Source organism: Azospirillum sp. SYSU D00513, assembly GCF_017356015.1.
GTDB lineage: Bacteria > Pseudomonadota > Alphaproteobacteria > Azospirillales > Azospirillaceae > Azospirillum.
The window spans coordinates 51736-74277 of record NZ_JAFIQV010000006.1; the positions used below are offsets into that span (position 1 = coordinate 51736).

At 67.0% G+C, this 22542-nt stretch carries 14 protein-coding genes; 13 read left to right on the forward strand and 1 reads right to left on the reverse strand.

From position 1 onward, the window contains the following. The first annotated feature begins 17 nt into the window (after positions 1–17). The 10 genes from JUB11_RS06425 to JUB11_RS06470 all read left to right on the forward strand — a co-directional run bounded on the left by JUB11_RS06425 (position 18) and on the right by JUB11_RS06470 (position 15363). Complete coding sequence (locus JUB11_RS06425; RefSeq protein ID WP_207457440.1) at positions 18–1841, forward strand: glycosyltransferase; 1824 nt, start codon at positions 18–20, stop codon at positions 1839–1841. Further along, the gene (locus tag JUB11_RS06430; protein WP_207457442.1) at positions 1838–3892 is read left to right on the forward strand and encodes a hypothetical protein; all 2055 of its coding nucleotides are present in this window, start codon (positions 1838–1840) and stop codon (positions 3890–3892) included. The genes JUB11_RS06425 and JUB11_RS06430 overlap by 4 nt, the downstream gene beginning before the upstream one ends. Positions 3893–4393: 501 nt before the next feature. Next, positions 4394–5128, forward strand: a complete 735-nt coding sequence (locus JUB11_RS06435) for a sugar transferase (RefSeq protein ID WP_247886887.1) — start codon at positions 4394–4396, stop codon at positions 5126–5128. Between the two features lie 48 nt (positions 5129–5176). Next, entirely contained in the window at positions 5177–7468 is a 2292-nt protein-coding gene (locus JUB11_RS06440) for a polysaccharide biosynthesis tyrosine autokinase (RefSeq protein ID WP_207457444.1), read from the forward strand. 89 nt (positions 7469–7557) lie between these two features. Further along, on the forward strand, positions 7558–8715 hold the full coding sequence (locus JUB11_RS06445; protein ID WP_207457446.1) for a glycosyltransferase: 1158 nt from the start codon (positions 7558–7560) through the stop codon (positions 8713–8715). Between the two features lie 46 nt (positions 8716–8761). Next, positions 8762–9778 (forward strand): glycosyltransferase family 2 protein, encoded by a 1017-nt coding sequence (locus JUB11_RS06450; RefSeq protein WP_247886888.1) that lies wholly within the window; start codon positions 8762–8764, stop codon positions 9776–9778. Then, entirely contained in the window at positions 9775–11235 is a 1461-nt protein-coding gene (locus JUB11_RS06455) for an O-antigen ligase family protein (RefSeq protein WP_207457448.1), read from the forward strand. The genes JUB11_RS06450 and JUB11_RS06455 overlap by 4 nt, the downstream gene beginning before the upstream one ends. Next, on the forward strand, positions 11232–12452 hold the full coding sequence (locus JUB11_RS06460) for a glycosyltransferase family 4 protein (protein WP_247886889.1): 1221 nt from the start codon (positions 11232–11234) through the stop codon (positions 12450–12452). The genes JUB11_RS06455 and JUB11_RS06460 overlap by 4 nt, the downstream gene beginning before the upstream one ends. Positions 12453–12466: 14 nt before the next feature. Then, positions 12467–13732, forward strand: a complete 1266-nt coding sequence (locus tag JUB11_RS06465; RefSeq protein ID WP_207457450.1) for a glycosyltransferase family 4 protein — start codon at positions 12467–12469, stop codon at positions 13730–13732. Further along, complete coding sequence (locus tag JUB11_RS06470; RefSeq protein ID WP_247886890.1) at positions 13729–15363, forward strand: capsid cement protein; 1635 nt, start codon at positions 13729–13731, stop codon at positions 15361–15363. Before JUB11_RS06465 ends, JUB11_RS06470 begins: the two co-directional genes overlap by 4 nt. On the opposite strand, the gene JUB11_RS06475 is transcribed toward JUB11_RS06470, so the two are convergent. Continuing rightward, the gene (locus tag JUB11_RS06475; protein WP_207457454.1) at positions 15350–16522 is read right to left on the reverse strand and encodes a glycosyltransferase family 4 protein; all 1173 of its coding nucleotides are present in this window, start codon (positions 16520–16522) and stop codon (positions 15350–15352) included. The genes JUB11_RS06470 and JUB11_RS06475 overlap by 14 nt on opposite strands. Before the next feature lie 687 nt (positions 16523–17209). Here JUB11_RS06475 and JUB11_RS06480 point away from each other — a divergent pair. The 3 genes from JUB11_RS06480 (at position 17210) to JUB11_RS32650 (ending at position 22511) form a co-directional block, all read left to right on the forward strand. Further along, positions 17210–17581: a hypothetical protein gene (locus JUB11_RS06480; RefSeq protein ID WP_207457456.1), complete on the forward strand. Its 372-nt coding sequence runs from the start codon at positions 17210–17212 to the stop codon at positions 17579–17581. A 256-nt stretch (positions 17582–17837) separates the two neighbouring features. Next, the gene (locus tag JUB11_RS06485; protein WP_207457458.1) at positions 17838–19727 is read left to right on the forward strand and encodes a hypothetical protein; all 1890 of its coding nucleotides are present in this window, start codon (positions 17838–17840) and stop codon (positions 19725–19727) included. 66 nt (positions 19728–19793) lie between these two features. Beyond that, a complete protein-coding gene (locus JUB11_RS32650) occupies positions 19794–22511 on the forward strand; it encodes a glycosyltransferase (RefSeq protein ID WP_282189010.1) in 2718 nt (905 codons plus the stop codon). The last annotated feature ends 31 nt before the right edge of the window (positions 22512–22542 follow it).

The window sequence follows — 22542 nt, forward strand, 5'->3', positions numbered from 1 at the left end:
GAGAGGTTCAGCTCATCATGCGCATCTCACTTCTGACACCAGAGTACCCGCCCAGCAAACCTCTCGGCGGCATCGCCACGCACACCCTCACCATGGGCCGTGCGCTGGCACGCGCCGGGCATGAGGTCCAGGTGGTGACGCTCGGAGACGCCGGCACGGCGGTGGAGGACGGCGTCACCGTCGTTCGGCTCCAACCCGGCCTGGGCATCCGATCGGTGCTGGATCGGCTCCGCGGCAACAAGCGCTTCGCGGACGCGGCGCTCGGCTGGAAGCCGGACGTCGTGCATGCCGCCGAGTTCGACGCGAACGCCTGGTGGATAACGCGCTTCACCTCCGTTCCCGTGGTGACGCGGCTCGCGACGCCGACGGGGATGGTTACGGACATCAACGGGCAATCCTGGACGCCGCACACCCATGTCCTGAACTATCTCGAACGCGACCAGACCCGGCGCAGCGCTGCCGTCTACGCCTCCTCGAAGGCGATCGCGCTCAAGGTCGCGGACTATTGGGGTATGGCGCCCGAGGTGATCCAGGTCGTCCCGAACTCGATCGACATCGCCGCCGTGCGCGCGGCGGGCGCATCCGCTCCGCCGCGCGTTCTGCCTGAGCGCTTCATCGTGTTCTTCGGCCGCCTCGAGACGCGCAAGGGCATCGGGCCGCTGGGCGAGGCCCTGCCGGCCGTGCTCGCGGCGCAACCCGACCTTCATGTGGTCGTGGTCGGCGGCGAGGACGCGCCAAGCGCCGAAGTGATCACGCGTTTCAAGGAGCACCTGGCGCCCTTCGCCGGGCGCGTCCATCTGCTCGGCGCCCTGCCGAGGCGGCAAGCCCTGTCCATCGTCGCCCGGGCCGAGCTTGCCGTCATTCCCTCCCTGTGGGAAAGCTTCGGCTTCGTCGTCGTCGAAGCGCTCGCCCTGGGCGTTCCCGTGGTCGCGAGCGACGCCGGGGGCATCCCCGAGATCGTTGAGCGGGGCCGGTCCGGATGGCTGGTCCCTCCGGGCGACGCCGGGGCATTGCGCGACGAGTTGATGATCCGGCTATCGGACCGCGCGGCGCTGGCCTCGGCCCGCGAGCATGCCCGGCACCGCGCCCTTCACTTCGATGCCGACGCCATCGCCGGCCGGGTCGCCGAGCTGTGCGCGCACGCCATGGCCGAGCGGGTCAAGCCCGCGTCCAAGACCATCTACAACAACGGCTACCGGCGGCACTTCCGCCCGGATCATCCGACGACGCCCTTCTACAGGATCTACGATGCCAAGCGGCAGGCCGTCGCGGCCGAGCTGGCCCGTGCGCCGCGCATGAAGATCCTGGACGTCGGCGGCGGGTACGGCCGCATCACCGGGCCCTTCGCCGACCGGCATGACGTCACGCTCGTGGACATCTCGCACGAGATGCTGGCCGAGGCCAAGGAGCGTTTCCCCGCTCTCAAGGTCCGGCAGGCCGATGCGCGCAAGCTGCCCTTCGAGGATGGCGAGTTCGACCTCGTGATCGCGCTGGATCTGCTCTGCCATCTACCGGACCTCCAGGAGGGCGCGCGTGAGCTTCGCCGGGTCGCCCGCGCCGGCGGACGCGTGGTGTGCGACACCACGAACGCCAACCCGCTCTGGGTGCTCGCCTACCCCAGCTACTTCCGGTACCGGCCCCACCGGCTTCTCGCCACCATGTGGCATGGCGGCGTCCTGCCCGAATGGAGCAAGCTCGTGCGCCATCACTGGGCGGGCGAAATGCAGTCGGCGCTCAAGTCGGTCGGTCTCGACCTCGACCGGACGGAACGCTTCGGTCCCCCCGGGGTCGCGAAGTGGCACCTGTGGTGGTGCCATCGCGGGGATCGGGAGACGTCATGAAACCCTTGTTGATGAAGCCCTCGTTGCTGCTGTACCTCGCCCACGCACGCGACCGCCATCGCTGCGCGGTCGGCCCCGCGCTCGCGGCCGCCGCGCAGCGCGCCGGATGGGCGTTCGACGCCTATTACGACGACCGCCGCAGCGGGCGCCATTTCGGCGGATGGGACGAGGGGGGGCTGTCCGAATCCATGGCCAGCGGCAGCCTGGTTGCCGGCGGCCGGCATCTGGACCATGCGCTGTGGCTGATGGCCCATTACCGGGTGGTCGCGGTCGGCGATCCCTTCTCGCCGCTCTGGCCGGTCATCGAGGCCAATGGCGAAAGCCTGGGGCGCAGCCGGAACCCCGCGGACATCTACGCCGCCGTCTTCCCGCGTCTCGGGCAGACCCTGCCGGCGGAAGCGGCGGTGCTGGACGCCGCGCCGCAAGGTCCCCTGAGCATCGTCACCGCACCGTTCCTGTACCCCCGCCTTCTGCAGGACGGGGGCGTCGGGATCGACGTGACGTGCGACGCGGACCTGCGCGCGCGGCTCGAAACTCTCGGCGTCCGCCGCTTCGTCGGGCATTTCGTCGATCCGGATCGTGCCAATGGATTCCCGGGCGGTCTCGACGGCGTGGAAGGGCAGGTCGGCGGCGAAAGCTATGCGACCCTCACCGCGCGGCTCGCGGAACGGCATGCCGGATGGGGACGCGGAACGCTGCTCGGCGATCCTGACCTCATCGCCGCTCAGCTTCCCCTGGCGGTTGGCAAAAGGCTGCTTCCTCTCTATGGCCGGCCGCAGACCGACGTGATCGAGCGAGCCGCCGACCTCATACGCGCGGGCGCCGATCCGGTGTACGGCCGGCAGTTCGACGATCACGACTTCTTCGCGCTCGCACGGCTCGGCCGGGGACTGCAGATCGTCGATCCGGATCCGCCCTTCGCGAGCATGTCGGCCGTCCCTCCCCGGATCCCGTCCCCGCCCAGGCCGCCGGCCGAACTCGAGCCGGACGACGCCACCCTGCGCCGCTGGGCGGACGAGGGACGCGTGCTATCCACGCTCGTCCTGTGGTCGGGAATGATCCGCGAGCTGCACTGCATTCCCCGAATCCTCGATCTGGTTTCGGCGACCGGCCTGCATTGCGGGCTGGTGATTACCGCCGACAGCCTTGCGCAGGCAAGCCCATCGGATTTCGCCCTGCTGGGCGTGCCGCCGGAGCATGGCGGCGTGGCGGGCCAAGTGGAGCTTCTGCTGGGAAGCACGGGCCGCGGCGTCTGCGCCGAAGGCATGATGCCTCCGGACGAGCTTGCGGCCTTGCTCGCCGACACGCGGCGCGAACTCGCCGAGGTCCTTCCGGAAAGCCTGATGCCGAAGGGGTGGTGGCCGCTCGTCGACACCAAGCTCGTCGACGGCACGACGCCCCGCTTCTCCTGGGTGGACGGACGTCCGGTGATCCGCATCGCGCCGCGTCCCCGGCCGCAGGAAAAGGCGGTGGAGGGTGGGGGAAAGCCGGCGCCGGCGGCATCGGGGCGGCGGGATGCCCGGCGAGTGATCGGAAGCGCGCTCCGCCGCTACCGTCTCGACCGCTTCTACGAGGCTTGGCGCCCGTTCGACCGCGCCCGCCCCGGTCCCATCGATCCGGCCCTCGCCGAAGCGGTGCGGTCCGCCGGGTTCGATTACATGTGGACGAAAGCCTCGTTCGGACGGTCGGAAGCGCCGTTCGTCTCGGAAGACTTCGTGGCACTCCCCTTCACCGCTGGTGATTGGGACGGATGGTCGCCCTTTTACACCGTCGGGTCGACCGGGCAGGTCCGAACCGCGGAACGGCAGCTTCTGCGCGCCAAGCGGCCTGGTTGGCTGGCCTCGAACATCGACTCCATCCTGTGGCTGCTGCCGGGCGAAGTGCTGGAAAAGGGGCGGACCGTGTTCAAAATCGCCCAGATGGTCGCCGGCGGGGGAACATCGGGCCAGCTCATCAACGTCACGCCGAACGTCGTCGCGCGCTACGCCCGCCTCCTGGCGCAAAGGTCGGGCAAGATGGCGGCCCGGACGGACGTGATGGAGCGGGCGTGAAGACGGCGATGAAGTCCTGAAAAGAAAGACTTGGATGGAGCTTGCAAACATCTTGCGAGCGGAAAGAGAAGATGCCATGATCGGGCACACATAATTTGGTATATCGTCGCGAGCCCGCATCCGTGGCTGCGGCATCATCCTTCGTATGAACGCCGGGCCTGTTGAACGGGGTTCTGTGTTTTCTGCATCAACAACGAAAATCCTCCATCGAGTATCCATTCTGTTTGTCGGCTTCGCAGGATTTGAAAGTTCTGCAAAGGCGATTTTCAAAAGGGCCGCGTTGCGCTGGCCGGGCGTGGAGTGATCCATCCGTGCAAGGGCTTTCCGGTCCGGCCAAAGCCCTTGAGCGCGGAAACTGCGCGCAAAGAAAGAATGCGGACGCATCGCCTCGCAATCGGGGCTGGGAAGAACGTGGAATGACATCCATGAAACTCCGCCTGCCGGAAACCTTCTTGAAATTCGAAGGTACGGGGAGGCCAATCGATCAATGGAGTGGCTGAAATGGAGAATCCGAAGCTATCGAGAACCATGGTCGAAACATCATCGACGCGTTACTACGCTTCAAAAGCGCCGGCCACTCAGCGGCACGTCAGTGTCAAGATCGCAAAGACAACCAATGGAAAGGTTCTTTACAAGATAACGAAGCGCATTTTGGACTTGTCGATTGCGTTGATTGCTGCCATTCTTTTCCTTCCTCTGTATATTGTCATTGCGTGCATTGTCGCCCTTGATGGCGGGCCCGTGTTGTTTCGGCACACGCGGATCGGACAGAACGGCGTTCCGTTCAAATGCCTCAAGTTCCGCACGATGGTGGTGAATGCCGATGACGTCCTGCAGGAGCTGCTGAAACGCGACGCGGATGCGCGCGCCGAATGGCAAAGGGATTTCAAACTTAAAAAGGATGTGCGCGTCACGAAAGTTGGGCGGTTTCTCCGCCAGTCGAGCCTTGATGAGCTGCCGCAAATCCTGAACGTGATCCGCGGTGAGATGAGCTTCGTCGGGCCACGGCCGATCGTTTCGGCAGAGATCGAACGGTACGGCAAGTACATCGGCCATTATTACGCGTGCCGTCCCGGGATCACGGGACTTTGGCAGGTCAGCGGGCGCAGCGACACGTCCTACGATGAACGGGTTCTGCTTGATGCGCGCTACGCGAACACCGCAAGCACATACCGCGACCTGATGATCATGGTGAAAACCGTTTTCGTCGTCTTTCAAAGAAGGGGAAGTTACTAGGACAGTAACTTGAATGTGCCAAAGGTGAGGAAAAGGAGTGCTGGCCAAATGGATGCACAGAACAGTCGGTTGCCGGTCGGTGTGACCGGACCAATCGCGCCGCCGGTCGGGGCGGAGGCGGACAAGATCGATGTCAAACGGCTTTTGCAGACGCTCTGGCGGCAGAAGCTGCTTATTTTGACCGTCATCGCGATTCTCTGGATTCCAACTCTTCTGTTGATCCGCAGCATGACGCCGCTGTTCACGGCCACGGCGGTGGTCGTGATCGATCCGCATCCGAACAGGGTGATCAACATCCCCATGGTCTCGGATGCCATGGGGATCTACCTCGACACGGTGAACACCGAAATAGAGGTGCTCCGGTCCCGCGACTTGGCCCGGCGCGTCGTCGAAAAGACGAATCTGGTCCAGGAACCGGAATACAGGCGTCTGCTCGAACCCGCGGGCGGCACCCTGACCCGCCTGTTCGGCTGGCTCTCCGGTGGTGCGGCGTTCCTTCCGGAAGGCTTGCGGACCGTGCTGGCCGCGCAGGCGCCCGCACCCGCACAACGTCTTGACGAGCCCCAATCGCTCGACCTCGTGACCGACGTCCTTCTCAAGAAACTCACGGTCTCCCCGGCCGTGCAGTCCCGCGCCATCCGGGTCACGTTCGAAGCGGAGGATCCCAAGCTCGCGGCACGGATCGCCAACGCGGTCGTCGAGAACTATGGCGCGATGCAGAGCGAGGCCAAGAGGGCGGCGACCATAAGGGCGAGCCAATGGCTGCAGTCCCAGCTCGAGGACCTTAAGACGGACATGACGGAAACCGGGCAGGCCGCCGTGGACGCGCTGCGCTCGGAAACGGGGCTCACCCGTGGCCGCGACGGCCTTCTGGTCGCGGAGGAAATGTCCGCGGTGAGCGCCCAGTTGACCGAAGCCCGCAGCACCTATGAGGCCAGCCAGGCGCAGCTGCAGCAACTCCTCGCCATCGAGAATGGCAGGGGCGCTTCCGGCGGGCCGACCATCATCAGCAATCCGCTGATCACGGCACTCCGGCAACGGCAGATCACGGCGAACGCCCGTCTCGCGGAACTGAGGCAGCAGTACGGCGACCGTCACCCCGTGGTGGTCAGCGCGACCGCGGAGCTTCAGAACCTGAACGCCTCCGTGGCGGGGGAGATCGGCCGCGCCGTGCGCAACCTGCGGGCCGACGTCGAGCAGCACTTCACGCGGGTTCAGGATCTCACCAAGCGCCTGGACGATCTGCGCGGACGGGCCCTGAGCGCGATGGAAGGCGACGTGAACGTCCGCCAGCTGCAAAGGATGGCCGACGCGTCCGACGACAATTACCGGCGCGCGATCACGCGGCTGAAGGAGACGCAGGTGCTCCAGGCCATGCAGATGACGCCGGACATCCGCGTGGTCACCACCGCCTCCGTGCCCTTCGCGGCCGTCTGGCCGAGCAAGAACCTGCTCGCGGCGCTGTCCGGCTTCGTCTACACCGCCCTGGCGGTCGGCGTCGCGCTGGTGCTGGTGATCATGCAGCGCGGCCTCTACAGCTCGCACCAGGTCGAAGCGCTTCTCGGGCTGCCCACCCTCGGGGCCGTGCCTCTTCTTCGCCGCAAGCAGTGGACCGACAATGTGCGGCCCCTGTCCTGCAAGGACGAGAAGGGCGCCGAGTTCGCGGAAGCCATCTGGCGCCTTTGCGCCCGGATGAAGCTGGTCGGCGCCAACGGGCTGTCCGGTTCCGACGAGCGGTCCGAGGTCATCATGATCGCCTCCTCCGTCGCGAGCGAGGGCAAGACGACCATGGCCGTGGCGCTCGGTGCCTATCTGGCGGACAGCGGCCAACGCGTCGTCATCGTGGACTGCGACACGCGGCGGCCCGCCATCCATCAGATCCTGGGCGCGGAAATGCCCCACGTCGGCCTCACCGACCTTCTCGGCGGGCATGCCAAACTCGACGATGTGCTGCGCGGGGACGGGTGCGACCGCTTCGCGGCGATCAGCGCCGGCCGGCCCACCGCGCGGCCGCAGCAGCTCCTCGGCTCCAAGGCGATGCTGTCGCTCCTGGTCGAGCTTTCCGAGCGCTACGACATCATCATTCTCGACACGCCTCCGGTCATGTCGGCATCCGACGCCCTGATCCTGGCACCGCTCGCCGACCGCGTGCTCTTCGTCGTGCGCTGGGCGCGGACCGCGACGAGCCATGCCAACGCCAGCCTCAAGCAGCTGCGCGAGGTCGGTGGTCGGGTGAGCGGCGCTGTCCTCTCGATGGTCAACGCCCGCCACCACGCCAACCTCGAGTACGGCGTCCGGCCACCGCCCGTGCGGCCCTACCTGCTGCGCCAGAGCCGCTGAGCCGGTCCGGGAAGGGCTCGGCCCAGGAAAATCCCGGCCCGGCAACCGTCTTCGAAAAACAGTCGTCCCGAACAGGGGAGGGGTATGTCATGAAGGTCGCCATCGTTCACTACTGGCTGGTCGGGATGAGGGGAGGCGAGAAGGTCGTCGAGGCCTTGTGCGACCTCTATCCGGGCGCCGATGTGTTCACGCACGTCTATCGTCCCGAGCACATATCCGAAACGATCAGACGGCATCACGTTCACACCAGCTTCATCGACCGCCTGCCGTTCTCGCATCGGCTCTACCAGAAGTACCTTCCCCTCATGCCGCTCGCGCTCGAGCAGCTCGACCTCAGCGCCTACGACCTCGTCATCAGCAGCGAATCCGGGCCGGCCAAGGGCGTCCTCACCCGCTCCGACGCCCTGCATGTCTGCTACTGCCACACGCCGATGCGATACGTGTGGAGCGGGTATCACGACTATCTCTCCTCCGCCGGTCCCCTGATCCGTCCGCTGATGCCGCTGGTGATGCACCGCCTGCGCCAATGGGACCTGACGACGGCCGCGCGCGTCGACCACTTCATCGCCAATTCGGACACGGTCGCGCAGCGGATCTGGCGGGCCTACCGCCGCGAGGCGACGGTCATTTACCCGCCCGTTCAGACCGCCCACTACCCGGCGGAGTCGGAATCGGGCGGCAACTATCTCTTCGTCAGCCAACTCGTCCGCTACAAGCACGCCGACATCGTGGTCGAGGCCTTCAACCGGATGCAGAAGCCGCTCGTCGTCGTGGGCGAGGGCGAGGAGTTCGCGCGGCTGAAGCGCATCGCCGGACCGACGGTCCAACTGCTCGGCCGGTGCTCCGACGAGGAGTTGGCACGGCAGTACGCCACCTGCCGGGCGCTGGTGTTCGCCGCCGAGGAGGATTTCGGGATCGTTCCCGTCGAGGCCATGGCGGCGGGGAAACCGGTCCTGGCCTTTTCCCGCGGCGGGGCGACCGAGACGGTCAAGGACGGCATCACCGGCCTGTTCTTCGACGAGCAGACACCCGAGGCGATCATGGATCTCGTCGACCGCTTCGAGGAGCAGGCGGATGTCTTCCAGCCCGACATCATCCGGGAACACGCCGCGCGCTTCAGCAAGACCGTGTTCAACAACCGCATGCGGGACACGATCGCGGGCTGGATGCACGCGCCGGCGATGGCGCCGCGCAGCAGGGCCAGGGACGAGGTCCGCCGCCCGCAGCTGGCCCCACTGCCGCTTTGAACGCTCCGACTTCGAACAGCCGAACCGAACCGCAGGGCAGGACAGCATGCACGACCGTTCCATGACCACCGGCATCGCAAGCCGCCTCGGCGAGGGACCGGACAGGCCCGAGCGTTCCGGCCGCGGCACCTTCCGGGTGACGGTGATCGTGCCGACCTACAAGCGCACCGACCGGCTGGAGCAGTGCCTGAAGGCGCTGGCCGCGCAGACCATGCCGCCCCACCAGATGATCGTCACCGTGCGCGACGACGATCCCGCCTCCCGCGCCATGGCGGAGCGTTTCGCCCGCGTCCTGCCGCTCGACATCGTGGAGTTGGACCTGCCCGGCCAGGTCATGGCCATCAACCGGGCGCTCGATCATGCCAGGGGGGACATCGTCGCGATCACAGACGACGACGCGGTTCCGCACGCCGACTGGATCGAGCGCATCGAAGCCTGGTATCACCTGGACGAGCGCATCGGCGGGGTCGGGGGCCGGGACTACGTCTTCAAGGAAGGCAGGCTGGAAAGCGGCCGCGCCCGCACCGTCGGCCGGCTCCAGTGGTTCGGGCGCGTGATCGGAAACCACCATCTGGGCGTCGAGCGGCCCTGCGACGTGGACGTCCTCAAGGGCGCCAACTGGAGCCTGCGCCGTTCCGCCATCGGGAGCCTGCGCCTGAACACGCGCCTGCGCGGGGCCGGCGCGCAGGTGCAGAACGACCTGGACTTTTCCCTGAGGCTGAGGAGGAGCGGCTGGCGGCTCGTCTATGATCCGCGCGTCGCCGTGGACCATTTCCCGAGCGTGCGCCACGACGTCGATCAGCGCGGCGCCGGCTATTTCCATCCGCTCGCCCAGGAGAACGCGGCTTTCAACGACACCGTCGCCCTGATGGACCATTTCCCGTCCTTCAACCGGAGCGTCTTCATCGTCTGGTCCTTCCTCGTGGGAACCAGCGAATTTCCCGGCCTGGCCCAGTGGATGCGCCTGACGCTGCGCGGGGACCGGCATGCCGCCGCGAAGCTGCGGGCGACCCTGCGCGGCCGTCTCGCGGGGCTGCGGGACCGGATGGAGTCCGCCGCATGACGATGACCATGGACGCAGCGCTGCGCCCAAGCGGATGGCGGGCGCAGATCGGCCGTGTCGCGCTCTGGTCCTTCTGGTTCCTGATCCTGGCGCTGTGCGCCGTGGGGCAGGCCCGCCTGCTGGCCGTCGTGTTCCCGGCCGCGGCACTGGCGACGGGCTGCGTGCTGTGCATGCAGGACCCGGCCCGCTTCCTCAGCTTCACCTGGTGGTTGTGGTTCCTCACGCCCGAGGTCCGCCGCATCGTGGATCATCAGGCGGGGTGGAGCACCATCAGCACGGTGATGATCACGCCCTTCCTGGTCGGCTGCCTGACCTGGGTGACGATCATCATGTACGCGCCGATGCTGCGCTACCGGTCCTATGTGGGCTTCGCGCTGGTGATCGCGGGGCTCGTCTACTCCTATCTGGTCGGCATCCTGCAGGCGGGAATTCCCGCGGCCACCTTCGGCCTGCTCAACTGGCTGGTGCCGATCACGCTCGGCATGTATGCGGCCTTCCACTGGCCCATCTATCCACAGATCCGCGACGAGGTGCTGCGGACCTTCACCTGGGGCCTGATCGTCGTGGGCGGCTACGGCCTGGTGCAGTATTTCTTCATGCCGGCCTGGGACGCCTACTGGCTGATCAGCGTGGGGATGACCAACCAGGGACAGCCCCTGCCCATGCAGGTGCGGGTCTTCAGCACGCTGAATTCCTCCGGCCCCCTGGCCTTCCTGCTGATCACCGGGATCGCGGTGCTTCCAGCCGCCCGCGGCGTGCTGGTTCCGCTTGCCGGAGCCCTCGCCCTGGCGTCCCTGATGCTGAGCCTCGTGCGGGCCGCATGGCTGGCCGGGCTCGTCGTGTTCCTCTATCTGCTGATCACCATGCCGGGACGGCACAGGCTGCGTTTGCTGGCGATCATGGCGGCCTTGAGCATCGCGGTCGTGCCCCTGTTCAGCATACCGAAGGTCGGCGATGTCATTCTGGCCCGTTTCGACTCCCTGAACACGATGGAGCATGACCGCAGCTACCAGGAGCGCCAGGAGTTCTACGGGCGCTTCCTGGTGGAGGCGTTGACCAACATCGGAGGGGCGGGCCTCGGCGCGGTCGACACGGCGACCAAGCTGTCCAACGACGGCCAGCTGGGCGTGATGGCCTATTTCGACAGCGGCCTCATGCGCGTCCCCTACGAGCTGGGCTGGCCCGGCACCATAGGGTACGCGTCGGGCATCGCCATCCTGATGGTCGGCCTGTTCCGCCGCCGGGGCATGCCCGCGGACAGCTTCGCGCGCTGTTCCGAGGCGATCGCGGTCACCATCCTCATCTCCATGGTCTTCGAACACACGCTGGTCAAGGTGACGGGCGTGAGCTTCTGGTTCTTTCTCGGCATGGCGCTGGCCGCCAAGAACCACGGGCTCGCCAAATCCCGGGCAGCGGAGTTCCGAACGGAAAACGCATCCGCCGAGGGGGGACGATGACGTCCGGCATGATGACCTCCAGCGCGACGGACGAGGCGCCCGCGCCGGGCGTGGAACGCTCGCGCGGCTTGGAGCCACCGGCCTCCATCCTCCAGCTCGGCCTGGGCTGGTTTCCGGAGGCGCATGGCGGCGCCGAGAATGTCCTGTATCACCTCGACCGGCACCTGCCCGCGTTCGGCTGCGCGGTGCGCAGCCTCGTGGTCGGCTCGCCGGAGGTGGCGACGGAGAGCGGGGGCCGGGCCGCCGCCTTCGCACCGCCCACGGCGGCCCTGCCGCGGCGCCTGGCGGCCGCGCGCGCCGGAATACACGCGGCCCTTCGGCGGCACGACCCGGACATCGTCGCCTCCCATTTCGCCCTGACCGCGGTCGCGGCGCTGTCGGTCCTGCGCGAGCGGCCTCATGTCGTTCATTTCCACGGCCCCTGGGCCCTGGAAAGCGCCGTGGAGGGCGGAAGCCGGATGGCCGTCCACATCAAGGGAATGATCGAGCGTTCGGTCTATGGGCGCGCCGACCGCTTCGTCGTGCTGTCGCGGGCGTTCGGCGCCATACTGCGCGACCGGTACGGCGTACCGGAGCACAAGATCGAGCTCGTCGAGGGCGGGGTCGACGCGCGCCGCTTCGCCATCCCCGAGGACCGTCGGCAGGCGCGCCTGCGGTTGGGATGGCCGCAGGACCGCCAGGTCGTCGTCACGGTGCGTCGGCTGGTCCGGAGGATGGGACTGTCCGAACTGCTGTCCGCCATGGTCGAGGTGAGTGCGCGCAATCCCGACGCGCTCCTGATGATCATCGGCAAGGGGCCGGAGGCGCGGGCGCTCCAGGAAGGGATCCGGGCGCTGCGTCTCGAAAACCACGTGCGGCTCCTGGGTTTCGTGCCCGACGAACTGCTGCCGCTCGCCTACCGCGCCGCCGACCTCTCCGTCATGCCGTCGCAGTCGCTGGAGGGATTCGGGATCACGGTGGCGGAATCGCTGGCGGCCGGCACGCCCGTGCTGGTGACGCCGGTCGGTGGCCTGCCGGACGTGGTGGGACCGCTTGACGGCGGTCTCGTGCTTGGCGGGTGTGGCGAGCGCGAGCTGGCGGCTGGGATCGCCGACGCGCTTCAGGGGCGCCGGCGCCTGCCTGGCCAGGACCTCTGTCAGCGTTACGCCCGCCAGCGCTTCGACTGGCCGGTGATCGCCGAGAAAATCCTGCGGGTCTACCAGAAGGCCCTTCACTAGAGGATCGAACGCCCATGCGCCGAAGCACGGTCGTGGTCATCTGCGACCACGCGCACACATCCGGCGGTCTCGCCAGGGTCGCCATCGCGGGGGCCTGCGGGCTCGCCCGCCGCGGCCACCGCGTCATCTTCGTCGCCGCGGTCGGGCCGGTGGAGGATGAGCTGATCGCCGCCGGCGTGACGGTCGTCTGCCTCGGTCAAAGCGACCTGCTGAACGGCAGAAACCGGCTGGAGACCGCCGCCCGCGGAATATGGAACGCCACGGCGGCGAAGTACCTGCGCTCCGTGATCGACGCCTGTCCGCCGGAGGACACCGTTCTCCACATCCATGGCTGGGCCAAGGCCCTTTCGCCCAGCGTGGCCTGGATATGCCGCCGGTCGGGCCTCCCGGTCTTCTTCACCTTGCACGACTATTTCGCGCTCTGCCCCAACGGCGCCTTCTTCGATTTCCAGAAGGGCCGGAACTGCGAGCTGAAAGCGCTCTCCCCGGCCTGCCTTCGGACCCACTGCGACGCGCGCGCCTACCACCACAAGCTCTGGCGGTCCGCCCGCTTCGCGGTGGCCGCCTCGACCCGCTCCCTGATCGACGGCATGACCCTGATCACGCTGAGCGAGAAGCAGCGCGCCGTCATCGCACCCCATATCCCGGCCGGCACGGCCCTGGCGCATGTTCCGAACCCGATCGACGTCCGGGATCTCGGACCTGCTCCCGTGGAAAGGAACCGCGAGGTGCTGTTCGTCGGCCGCCTGTCCCGCGAGAAGGGTCCCGTGCTGCTGGCCGAGGCGGCGCGCAAGGCGGGGGTGCCCGTGCGCTTTATCGGCGACGGCGGGGAGCGTTCGGCGATCGTCGAGGCCTTTCCCGGCGCGAGCCTGGCCGGCTGGCTTCCGGCGGAGCAGGTCACCGCCGAGATCCGCAAGGCGCGTGTCGTCGTGCTTCCCTCGCACTGGTACGAAACCTTCGGGCTGGCCGTCCACGAGGCTCTCGCGAACGGCGTCCCCGTCATCGTCAGCGACAACACCGCCGCCGTGGAGGCGGTCGCTCCCGGACGGAACGGCTTCGTCTTCCGTAGCGGGGACAGCGACGACCTCGCCGCCCGGCTGAGAGACCTGGCCGACGACGAAACGGCGCTGAGAATGGGCCGCGAGGCTTATGAGCGTTACTGGAAAGCCCCCTTCACGCTGGACCGTCATCTGGACCGCCTCGAGGAGGTTTACGGCACGGCGGGATGGGCGGCGAAAGCCTGCCCTCCGGCCGTTCACGCCGTCGGTGCAAGGGCTTGATCGGGCGCCGTGCCTTTCTGGGCGGGACGGCGGGGCTGCTTGCCGCCACGCCGTTCGCCCGCGCAGCCACGCCGTCGATGCCGGGCGCAGGCCCGGCGCGCCATGCCGGCTTCCTGTCCATCAAGGATCTGGGAGCCCACGGCGACGGGCGCAGCCACCCGCTGTCGCAACGCTTCCGAACCCTGCGCGACGCGCGGAAGCTCTACCCGCACGTGGTCAGCCTGGAGCAGGAAACGGACTGGGCCGTGCTGCAGGGAGCCATCGACAGCCTGTCGCGCACGGGCCATGGCGGCACGGTGTTCGTGCCACCCGGCCGCTACATCCTCGACGCGGAACTGGTGCTGCCGAACCTGGAGCGTTGGGACGACGATTACAACGAAGTGGAACTCCGCGGTGCCGGGCTGCGCTCCTCCGTCCTCTCCTGGCCGGGGGATCTGGGGGCGGGGCGCTTCGCGTTGAGGGCCGGAAGCCGGACGGGCGGACCCGACCGGAACGGGTACCAGCAGACCAAGATCGCCGACATCATGTTCCATGGGCCGCGCTTGAGCGACCGCCTCGCCCAGCCGCCGGCCGCGATGAGCGGCTTGGGAATCACGTCCCGTTTCGTCATCGAGCGCGTGGGAATCTACGGGTTCCGGGCCGGGGTTGACGTCTGGCGCGACCATTCCTCGCTCTACTCCTGCCAGATCGCGAAGAACTATTATGGCGTCTACTGGTCCGGGGGAACGGTCAGCTTCGGCGACCATCTGCTGGTCGATGTCGATCTCGCCGGCAACACCTTTGCGTCCATCGCCGTGGCCCCGGAGAACGGCATCGATCACAGCAGCTTCATCGGCTGCCATATGGGCTTCTCCCCCTTCGGCTGTCACGCCGAGGAGGGAGCGCCGAAACGGCCGTTCCTGTCGAACAACAAGTTCGTCGATTGCGCCTTCGAGGCCTGTGGAAACGGCTGGATCGACGGGCGCGATGCCGAGGTCTACGGCAACAGCTTCATCGGCTGCAGCTATTCCCATCTGCCGAAATACCGGCACCCCTCCACGCCCTACCACGGCGTCATCAATGTCCGGCGCCTGGAAAGGAACCTGTTCCTGGGGGGCACCGCGGCCTTCGGGGATGATTTCCGCGGGATCGGGAAAGCGGTGATCGTCGCGGAGGAGGCCGTCGGAAACCGGTTCGACGATGGCGACCGGCTCGTTCTCGGCCGGGGTTCGGATGTTCCGGCACTGCTCGTCGGCCGCACATGCAAGTCCAACAGCTTCCGGACCCAGGATTTCTCCGGCCACTTCATCCGAGTCGGGGAGGGCGGCGTCGAGGCCGGCGATGCTGTCCAGCGGGATTACGACCGCGTCCGGCGCGTGGAGGGCGACAATCCGGCCATCGGCGTCGCCGCCGGCTCCGGCCCGCAGGGGGCCGTCGTGCCGGTTGCCACCGAGGGCGTCGTGCCGGTCGGCAAAACGGAACCCGCCATCCGGATGGGCGCCGTCCTTCAGACGGGCGCGCAAAAGCCCACGCGGGTAGAAGCGGCCGGACGCGACCGCTCCCGGTCCGGTTCGATCGTCGGGATCGCGGCGGCCGATGCCGGGGCGGGGGAGGGCAGTGTGATGGTGGAACTGCACATCACCCTGCGCTGAGCGCCCGTGCGCCGGGGCGTTGCGAGGGCGGGCTGACCAGAGGGATCGCGGATTCGATGAGATCGGCGTAGCGCGCCGCCGTGACGCTCCAGTCGTGGCTCTCGGCGATGCGGCGGGCGGCGGCGGCCATGGTCCGGCGCAGTTCGGGATCGTCGGTGATCGTCCGCAGGGCCGAAGCGATTCCCCCGACACTCTCCGGATCGTCCAGAAGGATCGCCCCCTGCTCGTCGAGAAGCCAGCTGGCACCGGCCGCGCGCGTGGTGATCACCGGCAGGCCGCTCGCGGCGGCTTCGAGAAGCACGAGGCCGAAGGGTTCGTACCGTGTCGGGAAGACGAACAGGTCGGCGGCTCGCATGAGTGCCGCGACGTCCTTCCGGTGGCCCAGGAAGCGGACACGGGCGCCGAGGCCAAGCCGGTCCACGAGCGCCGGAAAGGGACCGCCCTCGGCGTCCCCCACGATGGCCAGGTTCAGCCCCGGGACCGAGGCGAGCGCGTGGAGGACGCCGTCGAGGTTCTTGCGGTTCGTCCGTGCGTCGCCGACGAACAGGGCGACCGGCCCGCCCTCCGCGAAACCGAGGGTACGGCCATCCGGTGTTCCGGGCGTGAACTCCGCCGCATCCACGCCGTTGTCGATGACGCTGATGCGGCCCAGGGGGACGCCGGCGGCCAGCAGCTCGTTCCGGACGGTTCTGGAGACGGCGACGATCCGCCGTGCGCCACGGAAACTCCATCGCTCGAAGGCGACGTTCAGGAGGTTGTAGAGCGCGTGGTAGAGGCTGACCGGACCGACCCTTTTCCGGACGGGATGGGCCGGCGACCGTATCCAGGCCGAATGGACGAAATGCACGATGTTGACGTCCGAGGGCGACCAGCAGACGAATCCATTGATGACCACGAGGTCGATCTCGTCCCGTCTGTCCCTCAGCAGACGGCCGGCGCGCCATGCGAAGAGCTGATCCTTGAGGAGCTGGGTCGGGACGCCGGAGTGCGGCACCCGCGTCCAGTGCAGGCGCGGATGGTCCCGCAACTCGGGCCCGACCTCCGATGCGATGACCAGAACATCATGGCCACGCCGCAGCAGTTCGGCGGCGATGACGCTGTTGACGCGCCCTTGCCCGTCATGCTGAACGAGCTTCTGGGTAACCATGGCGATGATCATGGGTGCGCATCCTCCAATCCGATGTGGCGGGGGCGAGCCGCGTTGACGACGCCGGATGACCATGGGCCCGCATGTTTGGGGCTCCATGCTTTGGAACGGCTTCGTGGGTGATCCGCCGGGCGCGGTCTCAATTCGCCCGGATCCGCCCCGCGAAGGGGGAAGGTTATACTTTAAAATTGGGCTCGATGTTTCCTGAGCCGTGAGTGCTTGGCCACGGTTGAACGGTGATAACTTCCTTTTTCAAGCTTAGAGTGAAAAATTCAACAGCGCAAAAGGGAGCCGCCGGCCAACCCTGCCGCGTGGCGGAGATCGACGATTTTAAAATCATGTTCATGCCATGGGCAGGGCCGTAGCGGTTCAGCAGTGTACAAAAACCTGAAATGAATTTGCCGTGGAGAACAGCGCTTATCCCCCGAATGGCCCTGCTTTCACCTTATGATAAGGAGATCACTCATCCTCCCGGCCTGATCTGGGCGCTGTTTGTTCTGATTCGGGCACCACGTTGGCATATGCCCCCTTTTTGAAAAAGCTTCGGCAAATCTTCGCATGCTAGATTTACCTCCGGTTTCACCAGTCTGCCGGCCTTGGCAGCAGGCGGCCGTTCCCCTTGTGGAATATGGGTCCCGTCGGAGTTCGCGGGCCGCAACTATTCTCCTGAGCGCCGATTTATAAAAAGGGCTTTTCGTCATGCTCCGATCCTGGATCATCGTGGCCGCCGTCTTTGTCATGGCGGCGCCTTCCATCGCGCAGGAGCGCCGTTCGAAAATCGGGCTCGACGAGGACATCGGTCTTGAAGAGGGACTGGTTCTGGACAACGCGATGGAGTCCGACCGGCGGGCGGCACCGGCCGGCCGGCCGCAAAGGCTGCGGCCGGATAAATTGGGAAAGCACCGTTTCGAGCCTTCCCGGCAGGGCACGCTCAAACCCTTGTACGGGCAGACGAATGCCCTGTCGGCCAAACGCGACCCGTATCCCCGGGCGGACCGAAAGGCGCCTCCCCGGGCTGTCGAAGGGCAGCGCGGGCCGAGGCTGCCGAACGGCTGGCCTTCCCTCGAATGAAAATGAAGTGAGTGAAGGGGATGAGGAGGGGAGCACGGAGGGATCCGCGACCGGCCTCATGCGGTGCGCGGGTTCATGGCCCGCCTGCCTCGGTATTCCTGAAGAACCATGATTTTCAAAGTCTAAATGAAAGCCCGAACCGGGCGGCGCCCTGGTAAAGCGGCGGCCTTGAAACGGGCAAATCTCCACCTTCGAGGTCGCCAGGCTCGACGCCGGTGATGCGGCTTTTCCATCTGGACATAAGCAGGAGTGGCACGTGGCAGCAGCTTCGACCAACAGCGCGAGGCCGGACGATCATGCCTCGGTCGCACGCACCAGTGCGGAACGTCCGCCCCTGGCCTCCGAGGCCTGGGTGCTTTCGGAGAAAGCCGATCTCGGATTGGCGCCCCGCCACCTTTTCTGGGAGGATGTGCCCGAATATTCCGATGCGGCTCACATCGCCGCGGCGCGGCAGGCCGCAGCCGATCATGAGGCGGCCGGAGAACTCCCCCTCATCGGCATGCAGCTCTGGGAGGACAGTTTTGAAAAATCCTTGCCGGAGGGTCTCTTCGGCGCGATCAGCGGGCATGGGTCCTGGGTCGAGTGGATCGGCGATCGCCCCGGCTATCTCGGCGTCACTTCGGACGGCGGGGTTCATTACGCAACCGACGCAAACCCGCATGGATGGGGCTATGTCAGCCCCCTGATGCCGCTCGACGCCGGGGATGTGCCGGCCGGCTTCACCGGAACCGACGCAACCTACGCGGACTGGCTTGCCGACAGGCTCGGCCGCCTCGCGGGCCACACGGGCGTCCGGGGCTTTCAGTTCGCCGACTTCTACGACGGCAGCCCGCACTCCGGCGTGATGAACTATTTCAATCCGCGCATCATCCAGGATTTCGAGAGGGAGCGGGGCATCGATCTGGCCGGTGATTCGCTCGCTGAGCAGGCGGCCGAGATCAAGTCCGAACATGCGCAGGAATATCTCGATTATTTCGTCGAGGGATGGGCCTACGGGTGGCAGGCGCTGGAGCATTCGGTCGAACGTCACACCGGGCAGGAGCCCTGGTTCGTCACGCAGGTCTCCTTCACCCCGGCGGCCATGCGCGAGTTCGCCGCCGTCGACGTGCGCGAGATCGGCGAGCGCGTGGATCTCGACAGCATGCTGTTCCATGTGCAGACGCTCGAACGCTTCGAGATGCAGCACAAGCCCGCGCCGGCCTCCTACGAGGCCGCGATGATCGGAACCCACGCCGCCCGCGCCCCACAGGCCCATTTCGGGCACATGATGTCGTCCTCGGAGGACGACTACTGGAACGCGGTCAGCCGCATGTATCCGGGGGTGACCGGCGAGGATCGCGAGGAGTTGGGCTGGGGCCGTCTCAAGCAGACATGGCTGCAGAGCGGCTGGACCCACATCGCCGACGGCGAGGGGGATGTGCGCCGGGCGTCCGAGGCATGGTCGCGCAGCTACCACGACTGGGGAGAGGTCGATGCCGCCTGGCTGGAGCTGCTGCGCGACATCGTGCCGTCACGGCCGTTCGGTCCGGCGCTCTATTACAGCGCCAACGCCGAGAAGGCCATGAACGCCATCGAGCCGGTCGGCAACGCCGTCGAGAACGCCTATCTCGGCGAACTGCTCACGCCGATCACGCGCCTGCACGATGCGGGCGTGCCCTTCGGCTATTACGTCAGCGACGCCGCGTTGGCCTCCATCGACGAGGCGGACGCGCCGAGCGCCTGGATCATCCCGGAACGCTTCCACGAAGGCCAGGACCTCTTCACCGAAGCGGAACTCGACGCGCTGGAAGAGATCGCGCCGGTGCTGGTCGGCGAGGAGGCCTTGAACCACCGGCATCCGCTGAACTTCTCGGACACGGTTCCCGGGGCCGAGATCACCGGCTTCGGCTTCTACGACCAGCATGACCGGCTGATCGTGGTGGCGTCGGACCGGGTGGATTTCGACGATGACGGCAGCCGCGCGGACATCGCGGCGACGGTGTCCCTCGATCTGCCGGACGGGGATTACCGGGTCGAGGATCTCCTGAACGACCGTACGCAGACCTTCTCCGTTCGCGGCGGAACGGGGGATTTCGACATCGCTCTCGGCCGCTGGGACACCGGGGTCTACGCGATCACGGAGGCCACCGCCACGGACCTGCTGTGAGAGCGGTAAGCCGCTTCATCGCAGAGGTCGACACGCCCCCGGTCCAGCCAGACAGGAGCTTTGTGCATGAAGGCTTTGGCGAGTGCTTTCGGTCTGCGAATCTTTGGCTTCCTGAGAGTGTTCATACGAAGAGTGCCGGACTCCGTGGCACGAGACGCCGGGGACTCCTCTCCATCCACCAAACCCGCCACCCGGTCCACCGTGTCCGGCTCTCCCGAGAAGGCCGGTGATTTCGCGAAGGACAGCGCGGCGACCATGGTCGTGACGATCATGACGCTGGGTCTGGGCCTGCTTACCGGTTTGATCGTTGCCCGGATTCTTGGCCCCGATGGCCGGGGTGCCCTCACCGCGGTGCTGACGGCGCCGCAGCTGCTGGGTTGGCTGTTCGGCATGGGCTGCGGCAAGGCCGTGACCTTCTTTCTGTCCCGCGACCGCACCATCGGTGCCAAGCTGCTGTCGAGTTGGGTCGTGATCCTGCTTCCGGTCGGCTTGGCCGCGGTGCCGCTGGCGGATCTCCTGCTGCCATCCCTGCTGGCGGCGCAGTCGGAGGAAACCCTGGTCGTCGCCAGGCTTTATGCACCGATCATCCTCCTGTCGCTCCTTACGGAGCTTCTCTTCGGGCTCATACTGGGGGATCAGAATTTCAAGGCCTACAACGCCCTGCGGCTGCTTCAGCCGGCGGGAACGGTCGTCGCGTACCTGCTCCTCTGGCAAGCCGGGCGGTTCGACGTCGCGGGGGCCGTTCTCGCCCAGGCATTCATGAGCCTGGTTGTGTTCGTCCTGGCCGGAGTCCTGTGCCTGCGCCGTCATGGCGTTGCCTGGCCCGACTACGATCTTGGACGGCGGAGCTTGTGGTACGCCCTGCGCGTCCATGGCGGCGTCATCAGCGGCGTGGTCACCCAGCGCTTCGACCTCATGATCATGCCGGCCTTCCTCGCTGCGTCGAGCGTTGGGCTCTACGCGGTTTCGACGAACATCGCCTGGATTCTCATAACCATTTTTGGGTCTCTCGCGACGATCGTCATGCCGGCGGCCACGCGCCGTGGGGAAAACGGACGCGAGCTGGTGCTGAAATGCGTGCACGCCACGCTCATTTTCGGCGCCTTGCTGGGAGGCGGCCTGTTCGTGTTCGCCGAACTCGCGATCTGGATCGTGTACGGGGAGGCATTCCTCGGCAGCGCTCTGCCCCTGCGCATTCTCCTGCCCGGCGTGGTGCTCTATGCTGCCGCCAACATCCTGTACAATGGGCTTTACACGGAAAACCGCCCTTTTTCTGCCACGGGCGCGCAGCTGGTCGGCATGCTGGTGACGGTCGCCGGACTGCTCCTTTTCCTTCCGTCCGGCGGCATGCTGGCCGCGGCCATCACGTCCACGGCCGCCTACGCCTGTGTTTTCGTCACGGCGGCTTTCCTCTACCAGCGCGCCGTGGGGCGGCCATGGTCGGCCTTCCTGCCGGACCGGGCAGCCTTTCGCGCCATCCTTCAAGAGGGTCGCGCGCGCCTTGGCACCATTGCGGAGCGGTTGCCCGCCCTGAAGCGGACCGCTCACGCGAACACGTCTTCTTCCGCGAACTCCACAAACAATGAGGGCAAAAAAGCCATGCGCATCTCTCTACTGACGCCGGAGTACCCGCCCGGCGAGCGGCTCGGCGGCATTGCCACCCACACCCACACGATGGCGCGGGCTCTGACACGCGCCGGGCATGAGGTCCAGGTGGTGACGCCCGGAGTGCCGGGTACCCATCGCGAGGAGGGCGTCACGGTGGTGCGCGTCGGTATCGGAATGCGGCTGCATCCCATCCTGGACCGGTTCCGCATCAACCGGTCCATCGCCCGCGCCGCCCTGCGCTGGCGGCCGGACGTCGTCCATGCCGCGGAGTTCGACGCCAACGCCTGGTGGCTGACGCGCTTTTCGAAGATTCCGGTGGTGACGAGGCTCGCCACGCCGAGCGGCATGGTGAAATCCATCAACGGCAAGCGCTGGGTGCCCCACACCTTTCTCCTGGACTTCCTGGAGCGCGACCAGACCCGCCGCAGCGCCGCCGTGTATGCTCCGACGAGAGCGATTTCGGTGCGCGTCGGCGACGGCTGGGGCATTGCGCCGGAGGGAATCCAGGTCATCCCCAATTCTCTGAATCTTTCCGCCGTGCGCGAGGCCGGCGCGCGGCTGCCGGCGCAGCCGCTCCCCGAGCGCTTCATCGTCTTCTTCGGCCGGCTGGAGGCCAGGAAGGGCATCGTTCCCCTCGGACAGGCGCTGCCGGCGGTGCTGACTGCCCACCCGGACGTCAATGCGGTGATCGTGGGGGGCGAGGACCCCGAAAGCGCGGCGGAGATCGCCCGGTTCAAGAGCGACGTGGCGCGAGTGGCCGACCGTGTGCATCTGGTCGGCGAACTGCCGCGGGAGGAGGCGCTGGCCATCGTTGCCCGGGCGGAGATCTCGGTTGTCCCTTCGCTGTGGGAGAATTTCGGCTTCGTCGTGGTCGAAGCGCTCGCCCTGGGCGTACCGGTCGTCGCCAGCGCATGCGGCGGCAACCCGGAGATCATCGAGCCCGGCCGGTCCGGCTGGCTGGTCCAGCCCGGCGATGGCGACGCGTTGCGGGACGAGCTGCTCGCCCGGCTCGGCGATCGCAAGGTTCTCGCCGCCGCGCGCGAGACGGCGCGCGAACGCTCCGATGAGTTCGATTCCGACCGTGTCGCGCGCCGCGTTTCCGATCTGCTCCAGAGGGCCTGCGCTTCCGTCATGCCGACCGCCTTCGTCCTGTCCCACGCCGCGCCCTTTGTCTGATCCGGGCAGCCCCGCCCGTTCCGGGGGGATC